This is a genomic window from Steroidobacteraceae bacterium (assembly GCA_041395505.1).
Classification (GTDB): Bacteria; Pseudomonadota; Gammaproteobacteria; order Steroidobacterales; family Steroidobacteraceae; genus JAWLAG01.
The window spans coordinates 1,751,159-1,770,667 of the sequence record JAWLAG010000001.1 but is presented as its reverse complement, the minus strand read 5'-3'; the positions used below and the strand labels follow the sequence as shown (position 1 = coordinate 1,770,667).

Genomic DNA, 19,509 nt, shown 5'->3' with positions numbered 1-19,509 from the left:
AGTGAGCCGCTACTGCAGTGCCTGCCTGGCGGTGATTGCCTGCGCCAGCGTGCCGAAATCCACATACTCGAGCTCGCCGCCAAGCGGAACGCCATGGGCGATTCGGCTCGCCCCGACGGAATGGGTGCGCGCGAGCTCCGACAGGAAATGCGCAGTCGCCTCGCCTTCAACCGTTCTATTCGTCGCAATGATCATTTCGGCAACCTCGCCCTCGCGCAGTATGCGCCCCAGTTGCTCGGCGCCCAGCTCAATCGGCCCAACCCCATCGAGTGGCGATAGATGACCCAGCAGAACGAAGTAGCGGCCGCGATAGCCTGCGGCCTGCTCGATGGCGACGACGTCCGCCGGTGATTCAACGACACACAACAGGCTCGCATCGCGATTGTTCGCCGCGCAGATGGCGCATAGTTCACCTTCGGTCAGCATGCGGCAGCGCCGACAACGGCCGACCTTGTCTATCGCGGCGGCCATCGCCGTGCTGAGCCGCTGCGCGGCTGGACGTCCCTTCAGAAGGAGATGGAATGCCATTCGTTGCGCGGTTTTCGGGCCGACGCCGGGTAACGCGCGCAGTGATTCGATCAATTCCGCAAGAAGCGGGCTGTGCTTCATGGCGCTGGTCGCGGCAGGTTCAGAAAGGTGGCTTGAAACCAGGTGGCAAATTCAGGCCGGCCATCATGCCGGACATTTTCTCGCTGACCGCGGATTCGATGCGTTGCACTGCATCGTTGATCGCGGCGATCAACATGTCCTCGAGCATCTCGCGATCGTCCGCCAACAGCTGGGGCTCGATGTCGAGAGCGCGGACCTGGTGCTTGCCGTTCATGGTGACCTTGACCATGCCGCCACCCGATTGGCCCGTTACCTCAACATTCGCAAGTTCGGCCTGGGCTTTCTGCATGTTTGCCTGCATCGCCTGCGCCTGCTTGAGAAGATTGCCAATGTTGCCTCGCATGTGTCGTTGCCTCGTTGGTCCCTAGTTCTGACTCATTCATCGTGCTGCAAACGCAGACTGCCATCGTCGATACGTGCGGAGAAGACTTCCTTGAAAGCCTTCAGCCCGGGTTCTTCGTAAAGCTGTTCTCGGGCCGCTTGGCGGCGCGCACTTTGCTCGCGCGCGGCAAGCTGAGCCGGCGTGGCATCTGCGCTGACATCAAGCGCTGCGACCTTGATCTCGACCCGCTGGTCAGCGCCGTAACCGCGCTGCAACGCCTGTGCGAGTTTGTCGCGCTGCGCATCTGTGAGCATATTGCGCTGTCGCTCGTCGAGTTCGAGGCGCCAGAGACCGCCCTCGCGAGCAACCAGCCGGCAATTGTTGGCAAGCTGGCGGGCCGCGCCCTGCAGGTCGAGTTGACCCAGGATGTCCGACCAGGTGGCTGCACCCGGTACGGCGCGGGTTACCGCGGGTTTGGGCCGCGAGCCTGTCAGCGGCTCGCCGCCCTCGTGCTTTGGTTCGTCCTGCGGGCGGAATGCCAGCATTCGCACCAGGGTCATCATGAAGCCGCGCAACGGGTCTGGCGCGAGCGTGAGATCGCGCCGCCCGAGTATCGCAATCTGATACCACAGCTGAACATCTTCGGGCGCCAGCGCTCGCGCCATCGCGCCAATTGCGTCAGCCGAATCAGGGTCCAGCGGCTCGGCCTCGGGCACACTCTGTTGCACGGCGACTTCTACCAAAAGCGCCGCCAGTTCCTCGAGCAGCTGCGCGAGATCGAGAGCACGCTCATCGAGCTGGCGTGCATACGCAAGGAGCGGTCCGCTATCTTGATTGGCGAGGTGGGAAAGCAATGTCATGACCTGGCCGCGCTCAACCGTGCCCAGCATATTGCGGGCATCGTCCTCGAGCACCTTGCCACCGCCATAGGCCAACAGCTGGTCGGTCAGGGACAATGCATCGCGCAGGCTGCCATCTGCGGCTCGCGCAAGCAGCCGCAGGGCGCCGCTTTCGCTGGCGATCCCCTCGCGCCCCAGCACCTCGCCCAGGCGCGCCGCAATGAGCGGCGCCGGAATACGCAGCAAATTGAATTGCAGGCAGCGTGACAGCACCGTTACAGGCAATTTTTGTGGATCAGTCGTCGCCAGCAGAAACTTGACATGCGGCGGCGGTTCTTCGAGCGTTTTCAACAACGCATTGAACGAATGCGCCGACAACATGTGCACTTCGTCGATCAAATAGACCTTGTAGCGCGCCTTGGTCGGAAGGTATTGGACGTTATCGAGCAACTCACGCGTATCATCGACCTTGGTGCGCGATGCGGCATCGACCTCGATCAAATCGACGAACCGCCCGGTGTCGATTTCCTGGCAACTGGCGCAGCTGCCACATGGCTTCGCGCTGACACCCGCCTCGCAATTGAGGCACTTCGCGAGGATGCGCGCGATCGTGGTCTTGCCCACCCCTCGCGTACCCGTGAAGAGAAAGGCATGGTGGACCTGATTGCGCTCGAGCGCACCGCGCAAGGAGCGCACCACGTGCTCCTGGCCGACGAGATCATCGAATGACCGAGGCCGGTATTGGCGCGCAAGGCCCTGGTAGCTCATGGCACTCGCCCGGCCGGGATGGAGGCGGCCCGCACCCGCCTTGCTCCGGCACCCGACCGTGCCGCTACCGCTGCTCCCTTCCGGGCCTGACGGGGTTTACGGTGAGTCGTTGCGGAGGGACCGATGCGGGACGCCATTGACTGTCTGGCTGGCGGAGAGGGTGGGATTCGAACCCACGAACACCTTGCGATGTTACTTGACTTCCAATCAAGCGCCTTCGACCACTCGGCCACCTCTCCATTCAATGAGTTAGAAGAATAACTTAAGAGAAAGTCGACGTAACGGCCGGCACCCACAACCGCATGATATCAGGCCGCCGGCGGTGCTTGGCGAGTCGTCTGAAACTCTGGCGGGGACTCGAGGCAGGGCCCATCGGAGCCCGCCGGGGCGGCTGGTGCGACGACTTCGGGAATCCTGAGAGCATTGCTGGTATCGGGCGCCTCAAGGCCCGCCGGCACCTTGAGCGGCGCAATGCTCTGCGCCTGCTGGTAAAGCGCGGGCTTGTGGCAATCGTAGGCGAGATAGCGACACGCACCGAGCTGGGAAAAAAGCGCTGCTAGCAGCGCAATAATGTATGGACGAATGGGCATCATGGTGGCGAATCCGGTACCGCGTCGCTTGCCGGTGATCAGGCGCCGGCGATGGTAGGGGTAGGACCGCTGCCACGCAAGTCGGTTCGCGCCATTGTCGGCCGGACGGGCCATATTTTCGTCGCCGCGGCAAATCTCAGCGGCTACACTTCGATCCGGAGCCATGAATCAACAGACCCGGCAATTTCTCGCGGTTTCTGCCCTCGGTACGGACCGCATCGGCATCGTGCATGAGCTTACCCGCTTGATCACCGACACCGGCGGCAGCATTCACGAGAGCCGCATGGTGGGCCTTGGCAACGAGTTCGCGATGCTGCTGCTGGTATCCGGCAACTGGCATTCGCTGGCGAAGATCGAAGCCGAGTTGAAGCGCTTCGGTGAACTGCACTCCCTCACTTTGCACAGCCGCCGCACCGAGAGTCGCGGCTCGCGAGCCGATCTCCTTCCCTACTCGGTCGACGTCGTGTGCCTGGATCAGACAGGCATCGTGTCCGGTCTTGCCGGCTTCTTCGCCGCCCGCGGGGTCGACATTGCCGAAGTTGCAACACGCACCTTTGCGGCACCTCATACCGGTGCACGCATGTTCGCTGTGCAGATGTCGATCAACGTACCGGCAAAGCTGCAAATCGCGGGGCTAAGAGAGGAATTCATGGAGTTCTGCGACAGCATGAATCTCGATGCGATACTGGAACCAGTCAAATCATGAGCACACCCGCAGTCGGCAGGAAAGTTCCGGCATTTCGCAGCACTGGCACCGATGGCAATCCCTTTTCCTCAGCCGACCTCAAGGGACGTCCCCTGGTGCTGTTCTTCTACCCGAAAGACATGACTTCCGGCTGCACCGTCGAAGCACGCGACTTTCGCGACCAGAAAGCGGCATTCACTCGCGCCGGCGCGACCATCGTCGGTGTTTCACGCGATAGCGCTGTGTCCCACCAGAAATTCCGCGCCAAGGAAAGGCTCAACTTCGAGCTCCTGGCGGACGTCGACGAGTCACTTTGCAAGCTGTTCGATGTGATAAAGATGAAGAACATGTATGGCAGGAAGGTCCGCGGGATCGAGCGCAGTACCTTCCTGATCGATGCCAACGGCAAACTGGTGCGGGAGTGGCGCAAGGTCAAGATCCCAGGTCACGTCGCGGAGGTTCTCGAAGCGACGCGAGCGCTGTGAGCGGCCGCAAGCCGGCACCACCGGCAAATCGGCGCGCGCAAAAACCCGCGATCGTGTCGCGACGGATTTTTGTCCTCGACACGAATGTCCTGCTGCACGATCCGACCGCGATATTTCGTTTCGAGGAACACGACATCTACCTGCCGATGATCGTGCTTGAAGAGCTCGATGCAAACAAGAAAGGCGTATCGGAAGCCGCCCGCAATGGCCGCCAGGTCAGTCGATTCCTGGACGAACTGATGCGCGGTGCCGCCAAGCAGGATATCGATTCAGGCTTGCCGCTGGCGAACCAGCTCCTCGGCAACGATGACAAGAGGCCGCCTGCGGGCCGCCTGTTCTTTCAAACCCGCAATCTGCATTCCGAACTGCCCAAACACCTGCCTACGCATGGCAGCGACAATGCAATCCTCGCGCAGACCCTGGCATTGCAGGCGCTGCAGCATCGCGCCAAGGTCACACTGGTCTCGAAGGACATCAACCTTCGCATCAAGGCAGCAGTGGTCGGTGTTCATGCCGAGGACTACTACAGTGACAAGGCATTGGAGGACATCGATGTACTCAGCACCGGAACCATGCAGTTGCCGGCGGATTTCTGGGAAACCCACAGCAAACAGTTGCGTTCATGGCAGGAAGGCGAAGCAACGTTCTACGAATTGAGCGGACCCGTCGTCAGCGACCTCGTCCACAATCAGTTCGTTTTCGAAGATCGCGGCGAGGGTATCGAAGCCATCGTGCGCGGTGTCGACGACGGCAAGGCGCGCCTGGAACTCGTTCGCGATCACCGCAGTGAACGAAACAGCGTCTGGGGCATCACCGCACGCAATCGCGAGCAGAATTTCGCGCTCAATCTTCTGCTCGACCCGCAGATCGACTTCGTCACCATCCTCGGCCCCGCCGGAACTGGCAAGACCCTGTTGACTCTTGCAGCGGGTCTTACCCAGACACTGGACCAGAGCAAATTCGCAGAAATCATCATGACGCGGGTTACTGTACCGCTGGGCGAGGACATTGGCTTTCTGCCCGGCACCGAGGAAGAGAAGATGGAGCCCTGGATGGGCGCTCTGATGGACAACCTCGAGGTACTCACCCAGAGCCAGGAAGGTGGCAACTGGGGCCGCGCCGCAACCAATGATTTGTTGCGCAATCGCATCAAGATCCGTTCGCTGAACTTCATGCGTGGCCGGACTTTCCTCAACCGTTTCCTGATCCTCGATGAGGCGCAGAACCTCACACCCAAGCAGATGAAGGCACTGGTTACCCGCGCAGGCCCCGGGACGAAAATGGTCTGTCTGGGCAACATAGCGCAGATCGACACACCCTACCTGAGCGAGACCACTTCGGGTCTTACCTATGTCGTCGACCGATTCGAGGGATGGGCGCACGCAGGCCACGTAACGCTGGTACGCGGCGAACGATCGCGCCTGGCGGACTTCGCCTCGGAGAATCTGTAGGTGGGCGAGCGGAACTTGCAATGGCGGCCCGACTCGAAGATGCATGCATAAGCGCCTGTTGATACTGCTCCTGGCTACGCTGTGGACCGGACTGTCCGCCGCCAGCTCGCCCGGCGATGACCTGCCCGACATGGGCAGCCCGGCGAACGCCACCCTGAGCCTTAACGACGAATACCAGATCGGCTTGATGATCGTGCGCGGTCTGCGTGATCAGGGCCAGCTCGTCGAGGACCCGGAAATCAACGAATACATACAGTCGCTCGGCAGTTCGCTGGCAGCGCACGCGCAGGAAGGGTCGCAACGCTTTCGATTCTTCGTCGTCCGTGACTCGCGCATCAATGCATTCGCCCTGCCCGGCGGTTTCGTCGGAGTCAACCAGGGCCTTATTCTCGCAACGCAGAGTGAATCGGAACTCGCCAGCGTGCTCGCACACGAAATCGCGCACGTCACGCAGCGACACATCGCCCGGTCAATTCAGGCACAAGGCAGGCAGAGCCTGGCCTCGGCCGCGGCCATCCTCGCCGCCATCCTCATCGGCGCGACAACCGGCGCCGGCGGCGACGTCATGCAAGGCGCAATAGCGGTCGCACAGGGCACGGCTGCACAACAGCAGATCAACTTCACTCGCAGCAACGAATACGAAGCCGATCGCGTTGGCATCGGATATATGGCGGCCGCCGGCTACGATCCGCAGGCGATGCCGCAGTTTTTCGAAACCATGGCGCGCCACACGGGCGCGGGGAGCGCGCTGCCGGAGATGCTGCAGACCCACCCGGTGACCCGCAATCGTATCGCCGAGTCAATGGCGCGCGCCGCGCAGATGCACGTCGATGTGCGAACACCGACGGTCAGCTATGGACTGATGCGCGAACGCATTCGCGTGATCACCGCGCCGCTCGAAACGGATCCGCGCAATTTCTACGCCAGGCAGGCCGACGATGGCTCGGCAGCGTTTGCCTACGGCAAGGCACTTTCCGAGCTCGAGCGTGGCGTTCCGACCGAGGCGGAAATCGACCTGAGGGCGCTGCTCGCACGTTTCGAGGGCATACCGGCATTGCAGAGCGCACTCGCACAAGCGCAGATCAAGGCGGGTGATCTACAGGGCGGCATGGCGACCTTTGAACGGGCGCTGCAGATTTCACCGCGTAATCTGCCTTTGACGATCCGGTATGCCGAAGCTCTGATGGCCAACGGCAATCCCAAGCTGGCACATGCCCTGCTTCTCGATCTTTTCAACAATGTCGCGCCGACGCCTGAGCAGATCCGGCTGACGGCACTGGCCGCAGCCAGCGCAGGTGACACGGGCGACGCGTACTTCTACATGGGCGAATATCACATCGCGAGCGGTGACTTGCCGCTCGCCGTGCGGCAATTCGAATTGGCACTCGCGGCGCCGAGTCTTACCGAAGTGCAACGCAAACGCTTCATGGCCCGAATGCAGGAAGTGAAAGACTACCTGGCAGCGCAACCCGCGCGTCGCCAGAATGCTGAATCCCAGGCGCAACGACGCGGGCGCTGATAGAATTTGCGCATGCCTAGACCCGAACCCGCCATGATCATGGCGCTGTGTGCCGTCCTATGTGGTTGCGCGACTCAACCCGGTACGCGCGACCCGCGCGATCCTTTCGAACGGGTCAATCGCGGTATTTATTCCTTCAACGACCACGTTGATCGCGGTCTTGCCAAACCGGCGGCCAGAATCTATCGGCACGTCACACCGCGGCCCGTGCGTACGGGTGTCAGCAATTTCTTCGGCAACCTGGAAATGCCACTGGTACTGGTCAATGACCTGCTGCAGGGCAAGTTTCGCGCGGCGGCCCAGGACACCGGCAGATTGCTGCTGAACTCCACGCTTGGGCTGGGCGGACTGTTGGACCCGGCCACAAAAGCGGCCGACCTGCCGCACAACGACGAGGACTTCGGTCAGACATTGGGTCGCTGGGGCTTGCCGCCGGGGCCGTACCTGGTTGTGCCGGTGCTCGGTCCGTCGTCGGTGCGAGATAGCGTCGGTCGCGTCGCGGACCAATTTGCCGAACCCATCAATTACGTCAACAACGACACGGTGCTCTACGGCGCGCAGGGCCTCAAATTGCTGGACAAACGCGCCTCGCTGCTGGATGCGGAAAAAGTGCTTTCCCGCACCTTCGACCCCTATGTCGTTATTCGCAACGCTTACCTGCAGCGACGTGCATACCAGGTAAGCGACGGCGAGGTGACAGATACACCAGCAGACGAAGGTTTCAGCGAGGAAGAACTCAAAGAGGCGGAGTCCGGCGATTCGAGCGACTCCCAGGGTGGGGCCCAACCGGAATCCGAGCCACCGCCAAACCAGGACCCAACTCAGTAATCCCTTGCGGGATAGTGTCCGGGAAAGCCCCGCCTAGGCGTGTACACCGCCATCAAGCAGCTGCTCCACTTCGCAGATTCGGGCAATGCTACGCAGGGATTGCGGCAGATTCTGCAGCCGCATGGCGCGTGCATTTCGCTTGGCCCAGCCGAGCGCATCAACCAATACAGCAAGACCTGCGCTGTCCGCATGATCCACGCCCGCGAGGTCCACCGTGATCGGACCGGGTGATGCCGCAACGAGCGCCGCATGCAGTTCCTCGTGCAGGTTGCGGGCAGTTGCAAAACCAAGCGCCCCGCTCAGGAGTATCGCTCCGTTGCTGTCGCAGCCGACGGTCACTTCGACGCACTCGCCTTGCCGCCGCGCTGGACGGCGTCTTTCTCGAGGCGCGCAATGACGGCATCGAGGCCATTGCGACCGATCTCGGCACCGAAGTCTTCCCGGAAACTCTTCACGTAGCTGATCCCCTCGATAACGACATCCCAGGCCTTCCACGCGCCATCGCTACGCCGCAAGCTGTAATTGACCGGCACCTTCTCGCCATTGCTGCGCATGACTTCCGTGCGAACGGTGGCCCTGTCCTGGTTCGAAGGTCCGTTGTAGGGCAGGACGCGCAGCCGGTCCGAAGTGAAATCGATAAGCGCATCGCCATAGTTCATCAGCAGCGAGTGATAGAAGGCCGTCACGAAGCGCTGCCGCTGCTGCGGCGTGGCGTCGCGCCAATATCGACCGAGCACAAGACGCGCAGCGTACTCCGTGTCGAAATGTGGCAGCAGGACATCGTCGATGACCTTGTAGAGTTTTTTCGGTTCGGCACGGAATTCTGCGCGATGCGCATCGAGTTCCGCGAGCATTGCCTGCGAGGCGGTTTCGATCAGTCGAGCCGGATCGGAACTGTCCACGGCTGCGGTCCCGGCCAAAGCCGGCAGCGCAAGAATCAATGTAAGCAGGAATTTCCTCATGGCGACTCCTCTGCAGGTTTGTCGGCGCTCGACTTGCGATCGGCAAAGTTCGCAAAGAACTTGTTCACAAGGTTCTCGAGCACGATCGCCGACTGCGTGAACTCGATGTGACTGCCATTGGCAAGGTAGGTCTCCGAGCCTCCTGGACCAATCGCCACGTATTTGCCGCCAAGCAAACCACTGGTCTGAATACTGGCATCGCTATCATCCGGTATCTGACTGAACCGATCATGAATGAACAGGCGCACGACGGCCTTGAACTTCTGTGCGTCATAATCGATGGTCTGGACACTGCCTATCCGCACACCCGCCATCGTTACCGGTGAACCTTCCTTCAGATCACCTATATTGTCGAATTCGGCCACCACCTGGAAACCACGTTCGGAATTGATTTTCAGACCGCTGCCCGGCAACTGCGTGGTGAGAAAGAAAAGCGCGGCGAACCCCAGCAGTACGAACAGCCCGGTGCCAATTTCCAGAGTGCGATTTGGACGCATGACGTATCCTTCGTTGATCGAGCGCCGCGCGGCTACAGGAAAGCCGCGGTCAGCATGTAATCCAGCAACAGAACCATTACCGATGATGCAACTACCGTACGCGTTGTAGCCAACCCGACGCCCTCAGCGGTCGCCTCGGAATGATACCCCTCGAATACTGCAATGAGTGCGCAGGCAGCACCAAAAAGGACGCTCTTGATGATGCCTTCGTTGACGTCATCGAGCTGCACGGCACCTTGCATCTGCGACCAGAACGAGCCGGGATCTACGCTCATCATCTGCACGCCGATCAGTTGTGCGCCAAACAAGCCGACTATATTGAATATGGCGGTCAGCAGCGGCACGGCGATCAGTGCGCCCAGGAAGCGCGGCGCCACGACGTGGCGCACGGGATCGACAGCCATTATCTGCATTGCAGTAATTTGATCGGTCGCGCGCATCAGGCCGATCTCGGATGTAAGTGCCGTACCTGCGCGGCCGGCGAACAACAGAGCGGTGACCACAGGGCCCAGCTCCTTCAGCAACCCGAGAGCAGCCGCGATACCGAGCGCGTCTTCCGATCCGAATCGCTGCAACAGATCGAAACCCTGCAGCCCGAGCACCATGCCGACAAAAAGTCCCGACAACATGATGATGATCAGTGAGCGCGCGCCCGCGTTATAGACCTGGTGCACGATCGCCCGGGGGCGAAGCAGTGCGGCCGGCAATTGGGCCAGGATTTCGATCAAAAAAATTGCCGTCGCGCCGATGCGCGCGAGCCCGGTCTTGCCTACCGCCATGCTTGCGGATCCGATTCACTTAGCAATTGCGCGTAGTAGTCAGGTGCCGGGTAGTGAAAAGGCACAGGACCATCAGCCATTCCCGCCATGAACTGGCGCACGACCTGCGAGTCGCTGCGATTGAGTTCTTCGGGGGAGCCCGAGGCCACTACCCTGCCACCCGACAACAAATAGCTGTCATGGGCGATCTCGGCCAATTCATCGACGTCGTGCGACACGACGATGCTGGTTATTCCAAGTGCGTCGTTGAGCTGGCGGATGAGGCGCACGATTACGCCCATCGATATTGGATCGAGACCCACGAACGGCTCATCGTAGATGAGCAATTCGGGATCCATGACGATTGCTCGAGCCAGCGCAACGCGGCGTGCCATGCCGCCAGAGAGCGCCGCCGGGCTCATGAATGCCGCTCCGCGCAGTCCGACCGCATGCAGTTTGGTCAGCACCAGTTGGCGAATCAGCGCTTCCGGTAGACGTGTATGTTCGCGCAACGGGAAAGCCACGTTCTCGAAGACATCGAGATCGGTCAACAAGGCGCCGTTCTGGAACAGCATGCCCATGCGCCGGCGCAACGCGTAAATCTGTCTGCGCCCCAGTCGCGCGACATCCTGTCCCCAAACACTCACCTGCCCGGAATCCGGCGGCACCTGTCCAGTCAGTACACGCAGTAGTGTCGTCTTGCCTGTTCCGCTTGGCCCCATGACGGCCGTGATGCGGCCACGTCGCGCCTGCAGGGTCAGGCCGGAGAAGATTTCCCGGCCATTGATGCTCAGATACAGGTCATCGACGGCGCACACGACATCGGAGGAATCCGTCATTTTGGTGCGAGCGCTCACTACGGTGAAATGGCGGCGAAGAATAGCAGATCGGGTCGAGCAGGCCGCTGTGGCAAAACGGCAACATCGGGCGCTCTGGCAGGACGAACAAATCAGGACTAGAATAGTCCAATTAGAGAATTGCCAGCCGATGTTCAAGATCAGCCGCCTTACCGACTACGCGACCGTATTGCTCGCCGAGTTGACCGAGCCCTCGGGGGCGTTGCGCACGGCCGCGCAAATGGCCCAGCGGACCGGCATTGGTGCGGCCACGGTCAGTAAACTATTGAAGCAACTGCAACGGGCGGGTCTCGTGCAATCCACCCGCGGCGCGCAAGGCGGCTACCGTCTGGCGCGGCCGCCCGAGTCGATCAGCGCGGCTGACATACTCGATGCCCTCGAAGGTCCGGTTCGATTGACCGATTGCGCACACGGCGAACACCGCTGCGAGCTACAGAATCACTGCCAGGTCGAGCGAAGCTGGCAACGGGTCAGCCTGTCCTTTCGCGCGATGCTCCAGCAACTGACGCTGGCGGAGATGGCTGGTCTCGTGCCACAAACGGTACGTATTCCTCTGTCCCAGCTCGATCCTGGCAAGCCACTGCCAAGGAGCACCGCTCGATGAGTGCGAATGACATAGAAGCCCTCGTAGCCCGGCGCTATCGTCACGGTTTCGTGACGGATGTCGAATCCGACACGGTGCCACCTGGCCTCGATGAATCGGTCATCCGGTTGATTTCGGCAAAAAAGAACGAACCGGAGTTCCTCCTGAATTGGCGCCTTGGCGCATTTCGGCGCTGGCAGCGCATGCGTGAGCCGCACTGGGCTCATTTGCGCTACACGCCCATCGACTACAAGGCCATTTCATACTATTCCGCACCAAAATCCCGCGCCAATGCACCCAAGAGCCTCGATGAAGTCGACCCCAAGCTCCTGCAGACCTACGAGAAACTCGGTGTTCCACTGCACGAGCGCGCCCGACTCGCAGGCGTCGCCGTGGACGCCGTATTCGACAGCGTCTCGGTTGCGACCACCTTCAAGGAGCGCCTCGCCAACGCGGGGGTGGTGTTCTGCCCCTTCTCCGAAGCCGTCAAGTCTCACCCGGCACTCATCGAGCAGTACCTCGGCAGCGTTGTGCCGGCGGGCGACAATTACTTTGCCGCGCTCAATTCGGCGGTCTTCTCCGATGGTTCCTTCGTCTACGTACCGCCAGGAGTACGTTGCCCGATGGAATTGTCCACTTACTTTCGCATCAACGCCGCCAACACGGGTCAATTCGAACGCACATTGATAATCGCGGATGCGGGCAGTCATGTCAGCTATCTCGAGGGCTGCACCGCCCCCATGCGTGACGAGAACCAGTTACATGCGGCCGTCGTCGAACTGATATGCCTGGACGATGCCGAGATCAAGTACTCGACGGTACAGAACTGGTACCCGGGAGATGAACAAGGACGCGGAGGAATCTACAACTTCGTGACCAAGCGCGGCGAGTGCCGCGGCCGCAACTCGCGCATCTCCTGGACGCAAGTCGAAACCGGTTCTGCGATTACATGGAAATATCCGAGCTGTATCCTGCGCGGAGACAATTCCGTCGGCGAGTTTTATTCGGTAGCACTTGCCAACAACTACCAGCAGGCCGATACCGGCACGAAGATGATCCACATGGGTGCAAATACCCGCAGCACGATCGTCTCCAAGGGTATTTCGGCGGGTCATGGGCAGAACAGCTATCGTGGTCTCGTCAAGGTACTGCCCGGTGCAGGCAATGCCCGCAACTACACCCAGTGCGATTCGCTGTTGATCGGGTCCGAGTGCGGAGCGCACACCTTCCCGTACATCGAGTCGCAGCAGAGTGACGCGATCATCGAACACGAAGCCAGCACGTCGCGCATCAGCGAAGAGCAGATGTTCTATTGCCAGCAGCGCGGGTTGTCCGCCGAGGATGCTACCAACATGATCGTCAGTGGATTCTGCAAGACCGTATTCAAGGAGTTGCCGATGGAGTTTGCGGTCGAAGCGCAGAACCTACTGGCGGTGAGTCTCGAAGGCGCTGTGGGATGATGCTCGAGATCGATTCTCTCAAGGTCAAGGTCGGTGGCCGGGAAATACTTCGCGGCCTGACGCTGCATGTCGCGGCCGGCGAGGTGCATGCCATCATGGGGCCCAACGGGTCGGGCAAGAGCACGCTTGGCTATACGCTAGCGGGCCGGCCTGGATACGAGGTCACCGGCGGGTCGGTCCGCTTCCACGGCAAGGACTTGCTGGCCATGCCCATCGAGGAGCGGGCACGGGCCGGCCTGTTCCTGGGCTTTCAGTATCCGGTGGAAATACCGGGTGTCAACAACCTGTACCTGCTGCGCGCGGCACTCAATTCGCGACTCAAGGTGCAGGGCAAGCCCGAAATCGACGCCTATGATTTTCTGAAGCTGGTACGCGAATACAGTCGCATCATGAAGATCGACGATGAGTTCCTCTCACGCGGTGTCAATGAAGGGTTTTCCGGCGGCGAAAAGAAGCGCAATGAGATCCTGCAGATGCTGGTCCTGCAACCAACCCTGGCAATACTCGATGAAGCCGATTCCGGACTCGACATCGATGCACTCAAAGTGGTCGCCGCGGGCATCCAGCGTTCCCGCGACCCCGCGCGCGCACTCGTGCTGGTGACGCACTATCAGCGGCTGCTCGACCACGTTACACCCGATCATGTGCACGTTCTGGTGCGAGGCACCATCGTGCGCAGCGGCGGCAGCGAGCTTGCGCTCGAACTCGAACGACGAGGCTATGATTGGCTCGAGGAGTCCGCGGCGTGACCCCGACTGCGGCTGAGACCACATCCAGGGCACTTGATGCCTTCGCACGATTGTTGCCTGCTGACGTGGAGAATCGAGCCGCTCGCCTGGCCGCACTGGATCGACTGCTTGCAGCAGGCTGGCCCGAACCGCGGGGCGAGAACTGGCGTTACAGCGATCTCAGGACCCTGACCAAGGCCGGCGCCGCTGCGTGCGAGACCGTATCGTCGGAAGATTTGGCGCTTGCAGCCGCGCATTGGCAGATAACAGGTGCTGAACCGCTGCAGATTGTTCTGCTCGACGGCCGCCCGAGCAATCTTGCTGCCCTGCAGCTCCCACCCGGACTTGCCATCAACTGCGATGACGTTTCACGGAACGCAGCGGAGTTGACCGGCAACGAATTGGCGCCGGCCTGGCTCAACGATGGTTTCGCTCCCATTACGCTGCACATCATGGCCGAGGGCGAGTGCCCGCCGCTCGAATTGCTGTGCGCTACGACTGCGCCAGACCTCGCGCGCACATCCTACGTGCGCGTTCAAATTGACCTGGCTCCGCGGGCGCGCCTGCAGATCCACGAGCGACACCTGCAGACGAGCGGGGAATCCGCGCACAGCAATGTCAGTGTCGAATTGAATGTCGCTGCCGGCGCGACTTTGACGCATTGGCGCGACTTCATCTTGGACGGCAAGCTCAGCGTCGTCGATTCAGTGCTCGCGAGCGTCGACTCTGCGGGATGCCTCGAGCAATTACTGGCCGTCGCGGGCGGCGAAAGTTCCCGTCATGGCCTGCAGCTGCGGCTACGAGGCGACGACGCATGCGGCAAGGTCTTCCAGGCAGTTTCCGCCCACGATCGGGCGCGACATGATTGCTACAACCTCTTCGAATTGAGCGGCGCACGCACACGTGTCGAGCACATGTGCCGCGCCATAGCCGCCGATGGCGGCAGCGCAGCATGCAACAGTCATGTGCGGGCCACGGAGCTCGCGCGCGGAGCCGTGAGCGCACAGTCGCTGCGCGGATTGCTTCTGGCGTCCAGCGCGCAGATCGCACTTCGCCCGCAATTGCAGATCAACACGGACGAGATTCGCGCCAATCATGGCGCGACGACTGGCAGGCTCGATGAACAGATGCTCTTCTACCTGCTATCGCGCGGGCTCGACGCACAGACCGCGACTGGTTTGCTGAAGTGGACGTTCATCGCCGATGCATTGGCGCTTGCGCCGCGAGGTGGCCTGCGCGAGGACCTGGCCAAGCGATTTGCCGACCAACTGGCCTTCACGCTGCCAAAGGGCCTGCTCCAATGAATGCGAACGCACGGCAAACGGCCGACCGGCCGGCGCCCTTTGACGCCAGGAGGGTACGCGAGGATTTTCCGTTGTTGTCCGAGGACCCCGAGGGCCGGGGCACCTGCTTCCTCGACAGCGCAGCGTCCGCGCAGCGGCCGCGCTCGGTCATTGCGGCAGTGGACTACTACGAACGTCATTTGCACGCCAATGTGCATCGCGGCGTCTACCGTCTCAGTCAATTGGCAAGCGAAGCGTTTGAAGGCGCGCGTGAAAGGGTACGTTCATTCCTTAACGCGGGCAGCAGCGCGGAAATCGTATTCGTGCGCGGCACGACAGAAGCGATCAACCTGGTTGCCAACAGTTACGCGCGCCCGCGCCTGCAGCCAGACGACGAAGTCCTCCTGACACGACTCGAGCATCACGCGAATATTGTGCCCTGGCAGCTGGCCTGTGCGGCGACCGGCGCGCGCCTCGTCGTCGCACCCTTTGATGCCAGCGGCGCTGTTGATGCGGACAGCGTCATTGGGCTGATGACAGCCCGGACCAGGCTGGTCGCCATCGCCCATGTATCCAATGCGCTAGGCACCATCTTGCCTGTCGCAGCAATTGTCCAGGCGGCGCGTGCCCGAAACATAGCGACACTCATCGATGGCGCGCAGGCGGTGCCGCATTGCCGCGTGGATGTGCGTGCGCTCGATTGCGATTTTTATGCCTTTTCCGGCCACAAGATATACGGACCGACCGGAATCGGCGTGCTCTACGGTCGGCGCGCCTTGCTCGAGGAAATGCCGCCGTGGCAGGGCGGCGGCGACATGATCCGCACGGTTCGATTCGAAGAGAGTACCTGGAACGATCTGCCATGGAAGTTCGAGGCCGGCACGCCGAATATCTCTGGCGCTGTCGGACTTGCCGCAGCAATCGACTATCTGGATAGCCTCGATATCGAGGCCGTCCATCGACACGAAATGCAATTGCACGAAGCCGCATGTGCGGCGCTCGCCTCCATCCCGGGTCTGCGCCTCATCGGTACCGCCGCCAACAAGAGCGCCGTACTTTCCTTCGTCGTCGAGGGAGTGCACCCGCATGACCTCGGCACCATCGTCGACTCGCAAGGCGTGGCGATCCGCACGGGTCACCATTGCGCAATGCCGGTCATGGAGTATTTCGACCTGCCCGCGACCGCCCGCGCCTCCTTCGCCTGTTACAACACCGATGAAGACGTGCAGCGCCTGGTCGCGGCAGTCGAATTCGCACGCAGGATGTTCAGCTGATGGATCTCAAGGAGCTCTATCGCGATGTAATTCTCGACCATAACCGCAGTCCGCGCCATTTCGGACGGCTCGAACCGGCGGATGCGACAGCGCGAGGCAACAACCCGCTGTGCGGAGACGAACTGACGGTGACATTGAGGACCGATGGCGACCGGATCGCCGACTTGCGATTCGAGGGTCGCGGTTGCGCGATTTCCGTAGCCTCCGCCTCGCTCATGAGCGAGGCCGTCAAAGGTATGACACGAAAACAATTCGCCGACCTGTACGCCAGGGTTCACGAGGTACTTACGCATCACGATGCCGAAGTTCCGGAGGAACTGGGCAAGGTAGCGGCACTGGCCGGCGTGCGTGACTTTCCCGCCCGCGTCAAATGCGCGACCTTGAGCTGGCATACGCTGGCGGCCGCATTGCGCGATGCGCGCGAGCCGGTGTCGACGGAGTAGCCTCTAATGCACGGTCAGCACAACGAAGCCGTGGTCTTGAGTCGCGACGTCGATGCCGTCATCGTACCGGCCGGTGTCGAAGTCAAGCTGCGAGCTGGACAGTCCGGCTTTATCACCCAGGCGCTGGGCGGCAGTTTCACTGTATACGTCGACGGCAATTTGTTTCGTATCTCGGGAAGCAACGCTGACGCGCTCGGCAAGGATCTTGCCACACCGCCCAGTCTGCCCGACAACGCGAGCCACGAGGATGTACGCCAGCTCGCATGGCAGCAGTTGGCGACATGCTACGACCCGGAGATTCCGATCAATATCGTAGATCTCGGACTGATCTACGCCTGCGAGGTACTGCCGCGCGATGATGGGTCGCGCCGAATCGACGTCAAGATGACGCTGACCGCGCCTGGCTGCGGCATGGGAGATATCCTCGTTGAGGATGTCCGCGAGAAACTGGGACTGATCCCGACTGTCACAGCGGTCGATGTCGAACTGGTTTTCGATCCGCCCTGGGACCGATCCATGATGTCCGAAGCCGCGCAATTACAGACAGGCATGATGTGAATCGCCTAGCGGACCCGAGAACGACCCATTCGCCCCTGCGGCTCAGCCTGTTGCGACATGGCGCCGCCCACTCTGGTCCCAAGGACGATTACGACAGGGCCTTGACCGAAGCAGGCAAGCGCGAGATCGACAGGGTGGCCGAGCAACTGCGGGTATTGGGCGAACAGCCGGATCGAGTTCTGACGAGCACGGCCAAGCGGGCTTTTGACAGTGCGCACCGGCTGTGCCGCGCGCTCGGATGGCCTGCGGCGACAATCGAGGCCTTCGACGAACTCTACCTTGCCCCTGCCAGCGCGTTATGGCTCAGCCTGCGCACCGTGACCGATACGGACAGGCACGTGTTGATGGTCGGACACAATCCCGGAATTTCCGAGTTCTACCAGCAGTTGACCGGCGATTTTGCGAGTCTCGCCATGAATACCGGCGAGTTGCGCACTGTCCTGCCCGCAATACACTCGTGGCGCGACCTTCGCGCTCTCGGTACCAACGCGGCGCTCAGCGCAACGTCGGCATGACGAAAGCGTTCGACGAATCGGCGCCGCGGGGCCAGCGGCTGGTCACATACTTCAGTCGAGTGTAGAACCGCACGGCTTCAGGCCCGTAGGCATGGTGGTCACCGAACAGGCTCTGCCGCCAGCCGCCGAAACTATGGAAGGCCACAGGTACAGGAATCGCGACGTTCACGCCTACCATGCCAACCTGGATGCCCGATGAAAATCGACGGGCGGCCTCACCGGAGCGTGTGAAAATAGCGGTCCCGTTCGCGTAATTGTGGGCATTGATGAGCTCCATCGCCTCATCGAGCGATGCGACCCGCACGATCACCAGAACCGGACCAAAAATCTCCTCGCGGTAGACACGCATCTGGGGTCGCACGTGGTCAAACAACGTGCCGCCCAGATAGAACCCGCTGCCATGTTCGGCTGCCTGTCGCCAGTCTCGGCCATCGACCACTGCAATGGCGCCCTCGGCAACCCCCTGCTCGATATACCCCACGACCTTGGCACGATGCTCTGCGGTCACCAGCGGTCCCATGTCTGGTTCCGCAGCGTCTGCCGGCCCTATGCGCAGCGCTCTCACCCGTGACGCGAGCCGCAGGACGAGCTCGTCCGCCAGCGGATCGGTGACCGCGACGGCAACCGAAATCGCCATGCAGCGCTCGCCCGCCGAGCCGTAGGCTGCGCCGAGCAATGCGTCGACAGTCAGGTCGATATCGGCATCCGGCATCACGACCAGGTGGTTCTTGGCACCACCGAGGGCCTGCACGCGCTTTCCGGCAGATGTACCCGTGAGGTAGACATGGCGTGCAACCGCGGTCGAGCCGACGAAGCTGATGGCACTGATCCGCGGATGCGCAAGAAGCGCATCCACGACGCGACGCTCCCCTTGCACGACATTGAAACAACCCGGCGGCAACCCTGCCGCATCGAGCCACTCGGCCAGCAGCAGACTCGGCGACGGATCCTTTTCGGATGGCTTCAGGATGAAGCAATTGCCGCAGACCAGCGCCAACGGAAACATCCACATCGGCACCATGACCGGAAAATTGAACGGCGTGATACCCGCCACCACGCCGAGCGGTTGGCGCACGCTGAACGCATCCACGCCGCTGCCGGCATTTTCGCTGAATTCTCCTTTGAGCAACTGTGGCGCCGCGCAGGCGAATTCCACCACCTCGAGCCCCCGGATGATCTCCCCTTGGGCATCCGCCGCCGTCTTGCCATGTTCCCGCGAAATCGCGCGGCCGAGCTCCGCGGCGTTGCGTTCGACGATTTCCTTGAAGCGGTACATCACCCTGGCGCGGCGCAACGCCGGAGTCGCCGCCCAGTCCGCAAATGCAGCTGCGGCCGATGCGACGGCCATTTCGATGTCGGCGTCCGCGCCGAGAGCGACCTCCGCACATGGCTGCCCTAGCGATGGATCGAATACAGGCCCTCGCGGGCCACTTTCATCACGACGGATCGCGCCGTTCAACCAATGACCAACGAGGGGCAATGACGCTGATTTCAT

The 19,509-nt window shown here is 61.4% G+C and carries 23 protein-coding genes, 1 tRNA gene and 1 other RNA gene; 13 read left to right on the top strand and 12 right to left on the bottom strand.

The features are described from left to right. Positions 1-9: 9 nt before the first annotated feature. The 6 genes from recR to R3E77_08100 form a co-directional block, all read right to left on the bottom strand. Positions 10-609 (bottom strand): recombination mediator RecR, encoded by a 600-nt coding sequence (recR, locus tag R3E77_08125; GenBank protein MEZ5499380.1) that lies wholly within the window; start codon positions 607-609, stop codon positions 10-12. Between the two features lie 19 nt (positions 610-628). Next, on the bottom strand, positions 629-952 hold the full coding sequence (locus tag R3E77_08120) for a YbaB/EbfC family nucleoid-associated protein (protein ID MEZ5499379.1): 324 nt from the start codon (positions 950-952) through the stop codon (positions 629-631). A gap of 32 nt (positions 953-984) precedes the next feature. Continuing rightward, the gene (dnaX, locus tag R3E77_08115) at positions 985-2,538 is read right to left on the bottom strand and encodes a DNA polymerase III subunit gamma/tau (protein MEZ5499378.1); all 1,554 of its coding nucleotides are present in this window, start codon (positions 2,536-2,538) and stop codon (positions 985-987) included. A gap of 29 nt (positions 2,539-2,567) precedes the next feature. Further along, an RNA gene (gene ffs, locus R3E77_08110) (signal recognition particle sRNA small type) lies at positions 2,568-2,664 on the bottom strand. A gap of 23 nt (positions 2,665-2,687) precedes the next feature. Further along, a tRNA-Ser gene (locus tag R3E77_08105) sits at positions 2,688-2,777 on the bottom strand. Positions 2,778-2,846: 69 nt separating this feature from the next. Next, positions 2,847-3,242 carry a hypothetical protein gene (locus R3E77_08100; protein MEZ5499377.1) on the bottom strand — a complete coding sequence of 132 codons (396 nt, stop codon included), beginning with the start codon at positions 3,240-3,242 and terminating at the stop codon, positions 2,847-2,849. A gap of 49 nt (positions 3,243-3,291) precedes the next feature. Between R3E77_08100 and R3E77_08095 the strand changes: the two genes are divergently transcribed. From R3E77_08095 to R3E77_08075, 5 genes are read left to right on the top strand one after another with little or no spacing between them, the layout of a single operon-like run. Beyond that, complete coding sequence (locus R3E77_08095; GenBank protein ID MEZ5499376.1) at positions 3,292-3,834, top strand: ACT domain-containing protein; 543 nt, start codon at positions 3,292-3,294, stop codon at positions 3,832-3,834. Further along, complete coding sequence (locus R3E77_08090; protein ID MEZ5499375.1) at positions 3,831-4,298, top strand: peroxiredoxin; 468 nt, start codon at positions 3,831-3,833, stop codon at positions 4,296-4,298. Before R3E77_08095 ends, R3E77_08090 begins: the two co-directional genes overlap by 4 nt. A 53-nt stretch (positions 4,299-4,351) precedes the next feature. Further along, a complete protein-coding gene (locus R3E77_08085) occupies positions 4,352-5,749 on the top strand; it encodes a PhoH family protein (protein MEZ5499374.1) in 1,398 nt (465 codons plus the stop codon). A 43-nt stretch (positions 5,750-5,792) separates the two neighbouring features. Next, on the top strand, positions 5,793-7,268 hold the full coding sequence (locus tag R3E77_08080) for a M48 family metalloprotease (GenBank protein MEZ5499373.1): 1,476 nt from the start codon (positions 5,793-5,795) through the stop codon (positions 7,266-7,268). A gap of 12 nt (positions 7,269-7,280) precedes the next feature. Further along, positions 7,281-8,096: a VacJ family lipoprotein gene (locus tag R3E77_08075; GenBank protein MEZ5499372.1), complete on the top strand. Its 816-nt coding sequence runs from the start codon at positions 7,281-7,283 to the stop codon at positions 8,094-8,096. 33 nt (positions 8,097-8,129) lie between these two features. Here R3E77_08075 and R3E77_08070 read toward each other — a convergent pair whose 3' ends face one another. The 5 genes from R3E77_08070 to R3E77_08050 are packed head-to-tail and all read right to left on the bottom strand — an operon-like array spanning position 8,130 to position 11,152. Continuing rightward, a complete protein-coding gene (locus tag R3E77_08070; GenBank protein ID MEZ5499371.1) occupies positions 8,130-8,435 on the bottom strand; it encodes an STAS domain-containing protein in 306 nt (101 codons plus the stop codon). Further along, positions 8,432-9,058, bottom strand: coding sequence for an ABC transporter substrate-binding protein (locus R3E77_08065; GenBank protein MEZ5499370.1), 627 nt, complete (start codon positions 9,056-9,058; stop codon positions 8,432-8,434). Before R3E77_08065 ends, R3E77_08070 begins: the two co-directional genes overlap by 4 nt. Then, a complete protein-coding gene (gene mlaD, locus R3E77_08060; protein MEZ5499369.1) occupies positions 9,055-9,555 on the bottom strand; it encodes an outer membrane lipid asymmetry maintenance protein MlaD in 501 nt (166 codons plus the stop codon). Before mlaD ends, R3E77_08065 begins: the two co-directional genes overlap by 4 nt. A 32-nt stretch (positions 9,556-9,587) precedes the next feature. Continuing rightward, positions 9,588-10,334 (bottom strand): lipid asymmetry maintenance ABC transporter permease subunit MlaE, encoded by a 747-nt coding sequence (mlaE, locus tag R3E77_08055; protein MEZ5499368.1) that lies wholly within the window; start codon positions 10,332-10,334, stop codon positions 9,588-9,590. After that, on the bottom strand, positions 10,325-11,152 hold the full coding sequence (locus R3E77_08050) for an ABC transporter ATP-binding protein (protein ID MEZ5499367.1): 828 nt from the start codon (positions 11,150-11,152) through the stop codon (positions 10,325-10,327). The genes mlaE and R3E77_08050 overlap by 10 nt, the downstream gene beginning before the upstream one ends. A 148-nt stretch (positions 11,153-11,300) precedes the next feature. Here R3E77_08050 and R3E77_08045 point away from each other — a divergent pair, with 148 nt between their 5' ends. Genes R3E77_08045 through R3E77_08010 form a run of 8 tightly spaced genes read left to right on the top strand, consistent with a single transcriptional unit; the run spans position 11,301 to position 18,014 of the window. After that, positions 11,301-11,774, top strand: a complete 474-nt coding sequence (locus R3E77_08045) for an SUF system Fe-S cluster assembly regulator (protein MEZ5499366.1) — start codon at positions 11,301-11,303, stop codon at positions 11,772-11,774. Further along, a complete protein-coding gene (gene sufB, locus R3E77_08040) occupies positions 11,771-13,213 on the top strand; it encodes a Fe-S cluster assembly protein SufB (GenBank protein MEZ5499365.1) in 1,443 nt (480 codons plus the stop codon). The genes R3E77_08045 and sufB overlap by 4 nt, the downstream gene beginning before the upstream one ends. Then, a complete protein-coding gene (gene sufC / locus R3E77_08035; protein MEZ5499364.1) occupies positions 13,210-13,962 on the top strand; it encodes a Fe-S cluster assembly ATPase SufC in 753 nt (250 codons plus the stop codon). Before sufB ends, sufC begins: the two co-directional genes overlap by 4 nt. Next, entirely contained in the window at positions 13,959-15,245 is a 1,287-nt protein-coding gene (locus R3E77_08030) for a SufD family Fe-S cluster assembly protein (GenBank protein ID MEZ5499363.1), read from the top strand. The genes sufC and R3E77_08030 overlap by 4 nt, the downstream gene beginning before the upstream one ends. Further along, positions 15,242-16,498, top strand: a complete 1,257-nt coding sequence (locus tag R3E77_08025; protein MEZ5499362.1) for a cysteine desulfurase — start codon at positions 15,242-15,244, stop codon at positions 16,496-16,498. The genes R3E77_08030 and R3E77_08025 overlap by 4 nt, the downstream gene beginning before the upstream one ends. Next, positions 16,498-16,941, top strand: coding sequence for an SUF system NifU family Fe-S cluster assembly protein (locus R3E77_08020; protein ID MEZ5499361.1), 444 nt, complete (start codon positions 16,498-16,500; stop codon positions 16,939-16,941). Before R3E77_08025 ends, R3E77_08020 begins: the two co-directional genes overlap by 1 nt. Positions 16,942-16,947: 6 nt before the next feature. Further along, positions 16,948-17,499 (top strand): putative Fe-S cluster assembly protein SufT, encoded by a 552-nt coding sequence (gene sufT, locus R3E77_08015; GenBank protein ID MEZ5499360.1) that lies wholly within the window; start codon positions 16,948-16,950, stop codon positions 17,497-17,499. Beyond that, positions 17,496-18,014 carry a histidine phosphatase family protein gene (locus tag R3E77_08010; GenBank protein ID MEZ5499359.1) on the top strand — a complete coding sequence of 173 codons (519 nt, stop codon included), beginning with the start codon at positions 17,496-17,498 and terminating at the stop codon, positions 18,012-18,014. Before sufT ends, R3E77_08010 begins: the two co-directional genes overlap by 4 nt. Here the strand turns inward: R3E77_08010 and R3E77_08005 are convergent. Next, positions 17,995-19,509: a CoA-acylating methylmalonate-semialdehyde dehydrogenase gene (locus tag R3E77_08005; protein ID MEZ5499358.1), complete on the bottom strand. Its 1,515-nt coding sequence runs from the start codon at positions 19,507-19,509 to the stop codon at positions 17,995-17,997. The two genes, R3E77_08010 and R3E77_08005, sit on opposite strands and share 20 nt — an antisense overlap.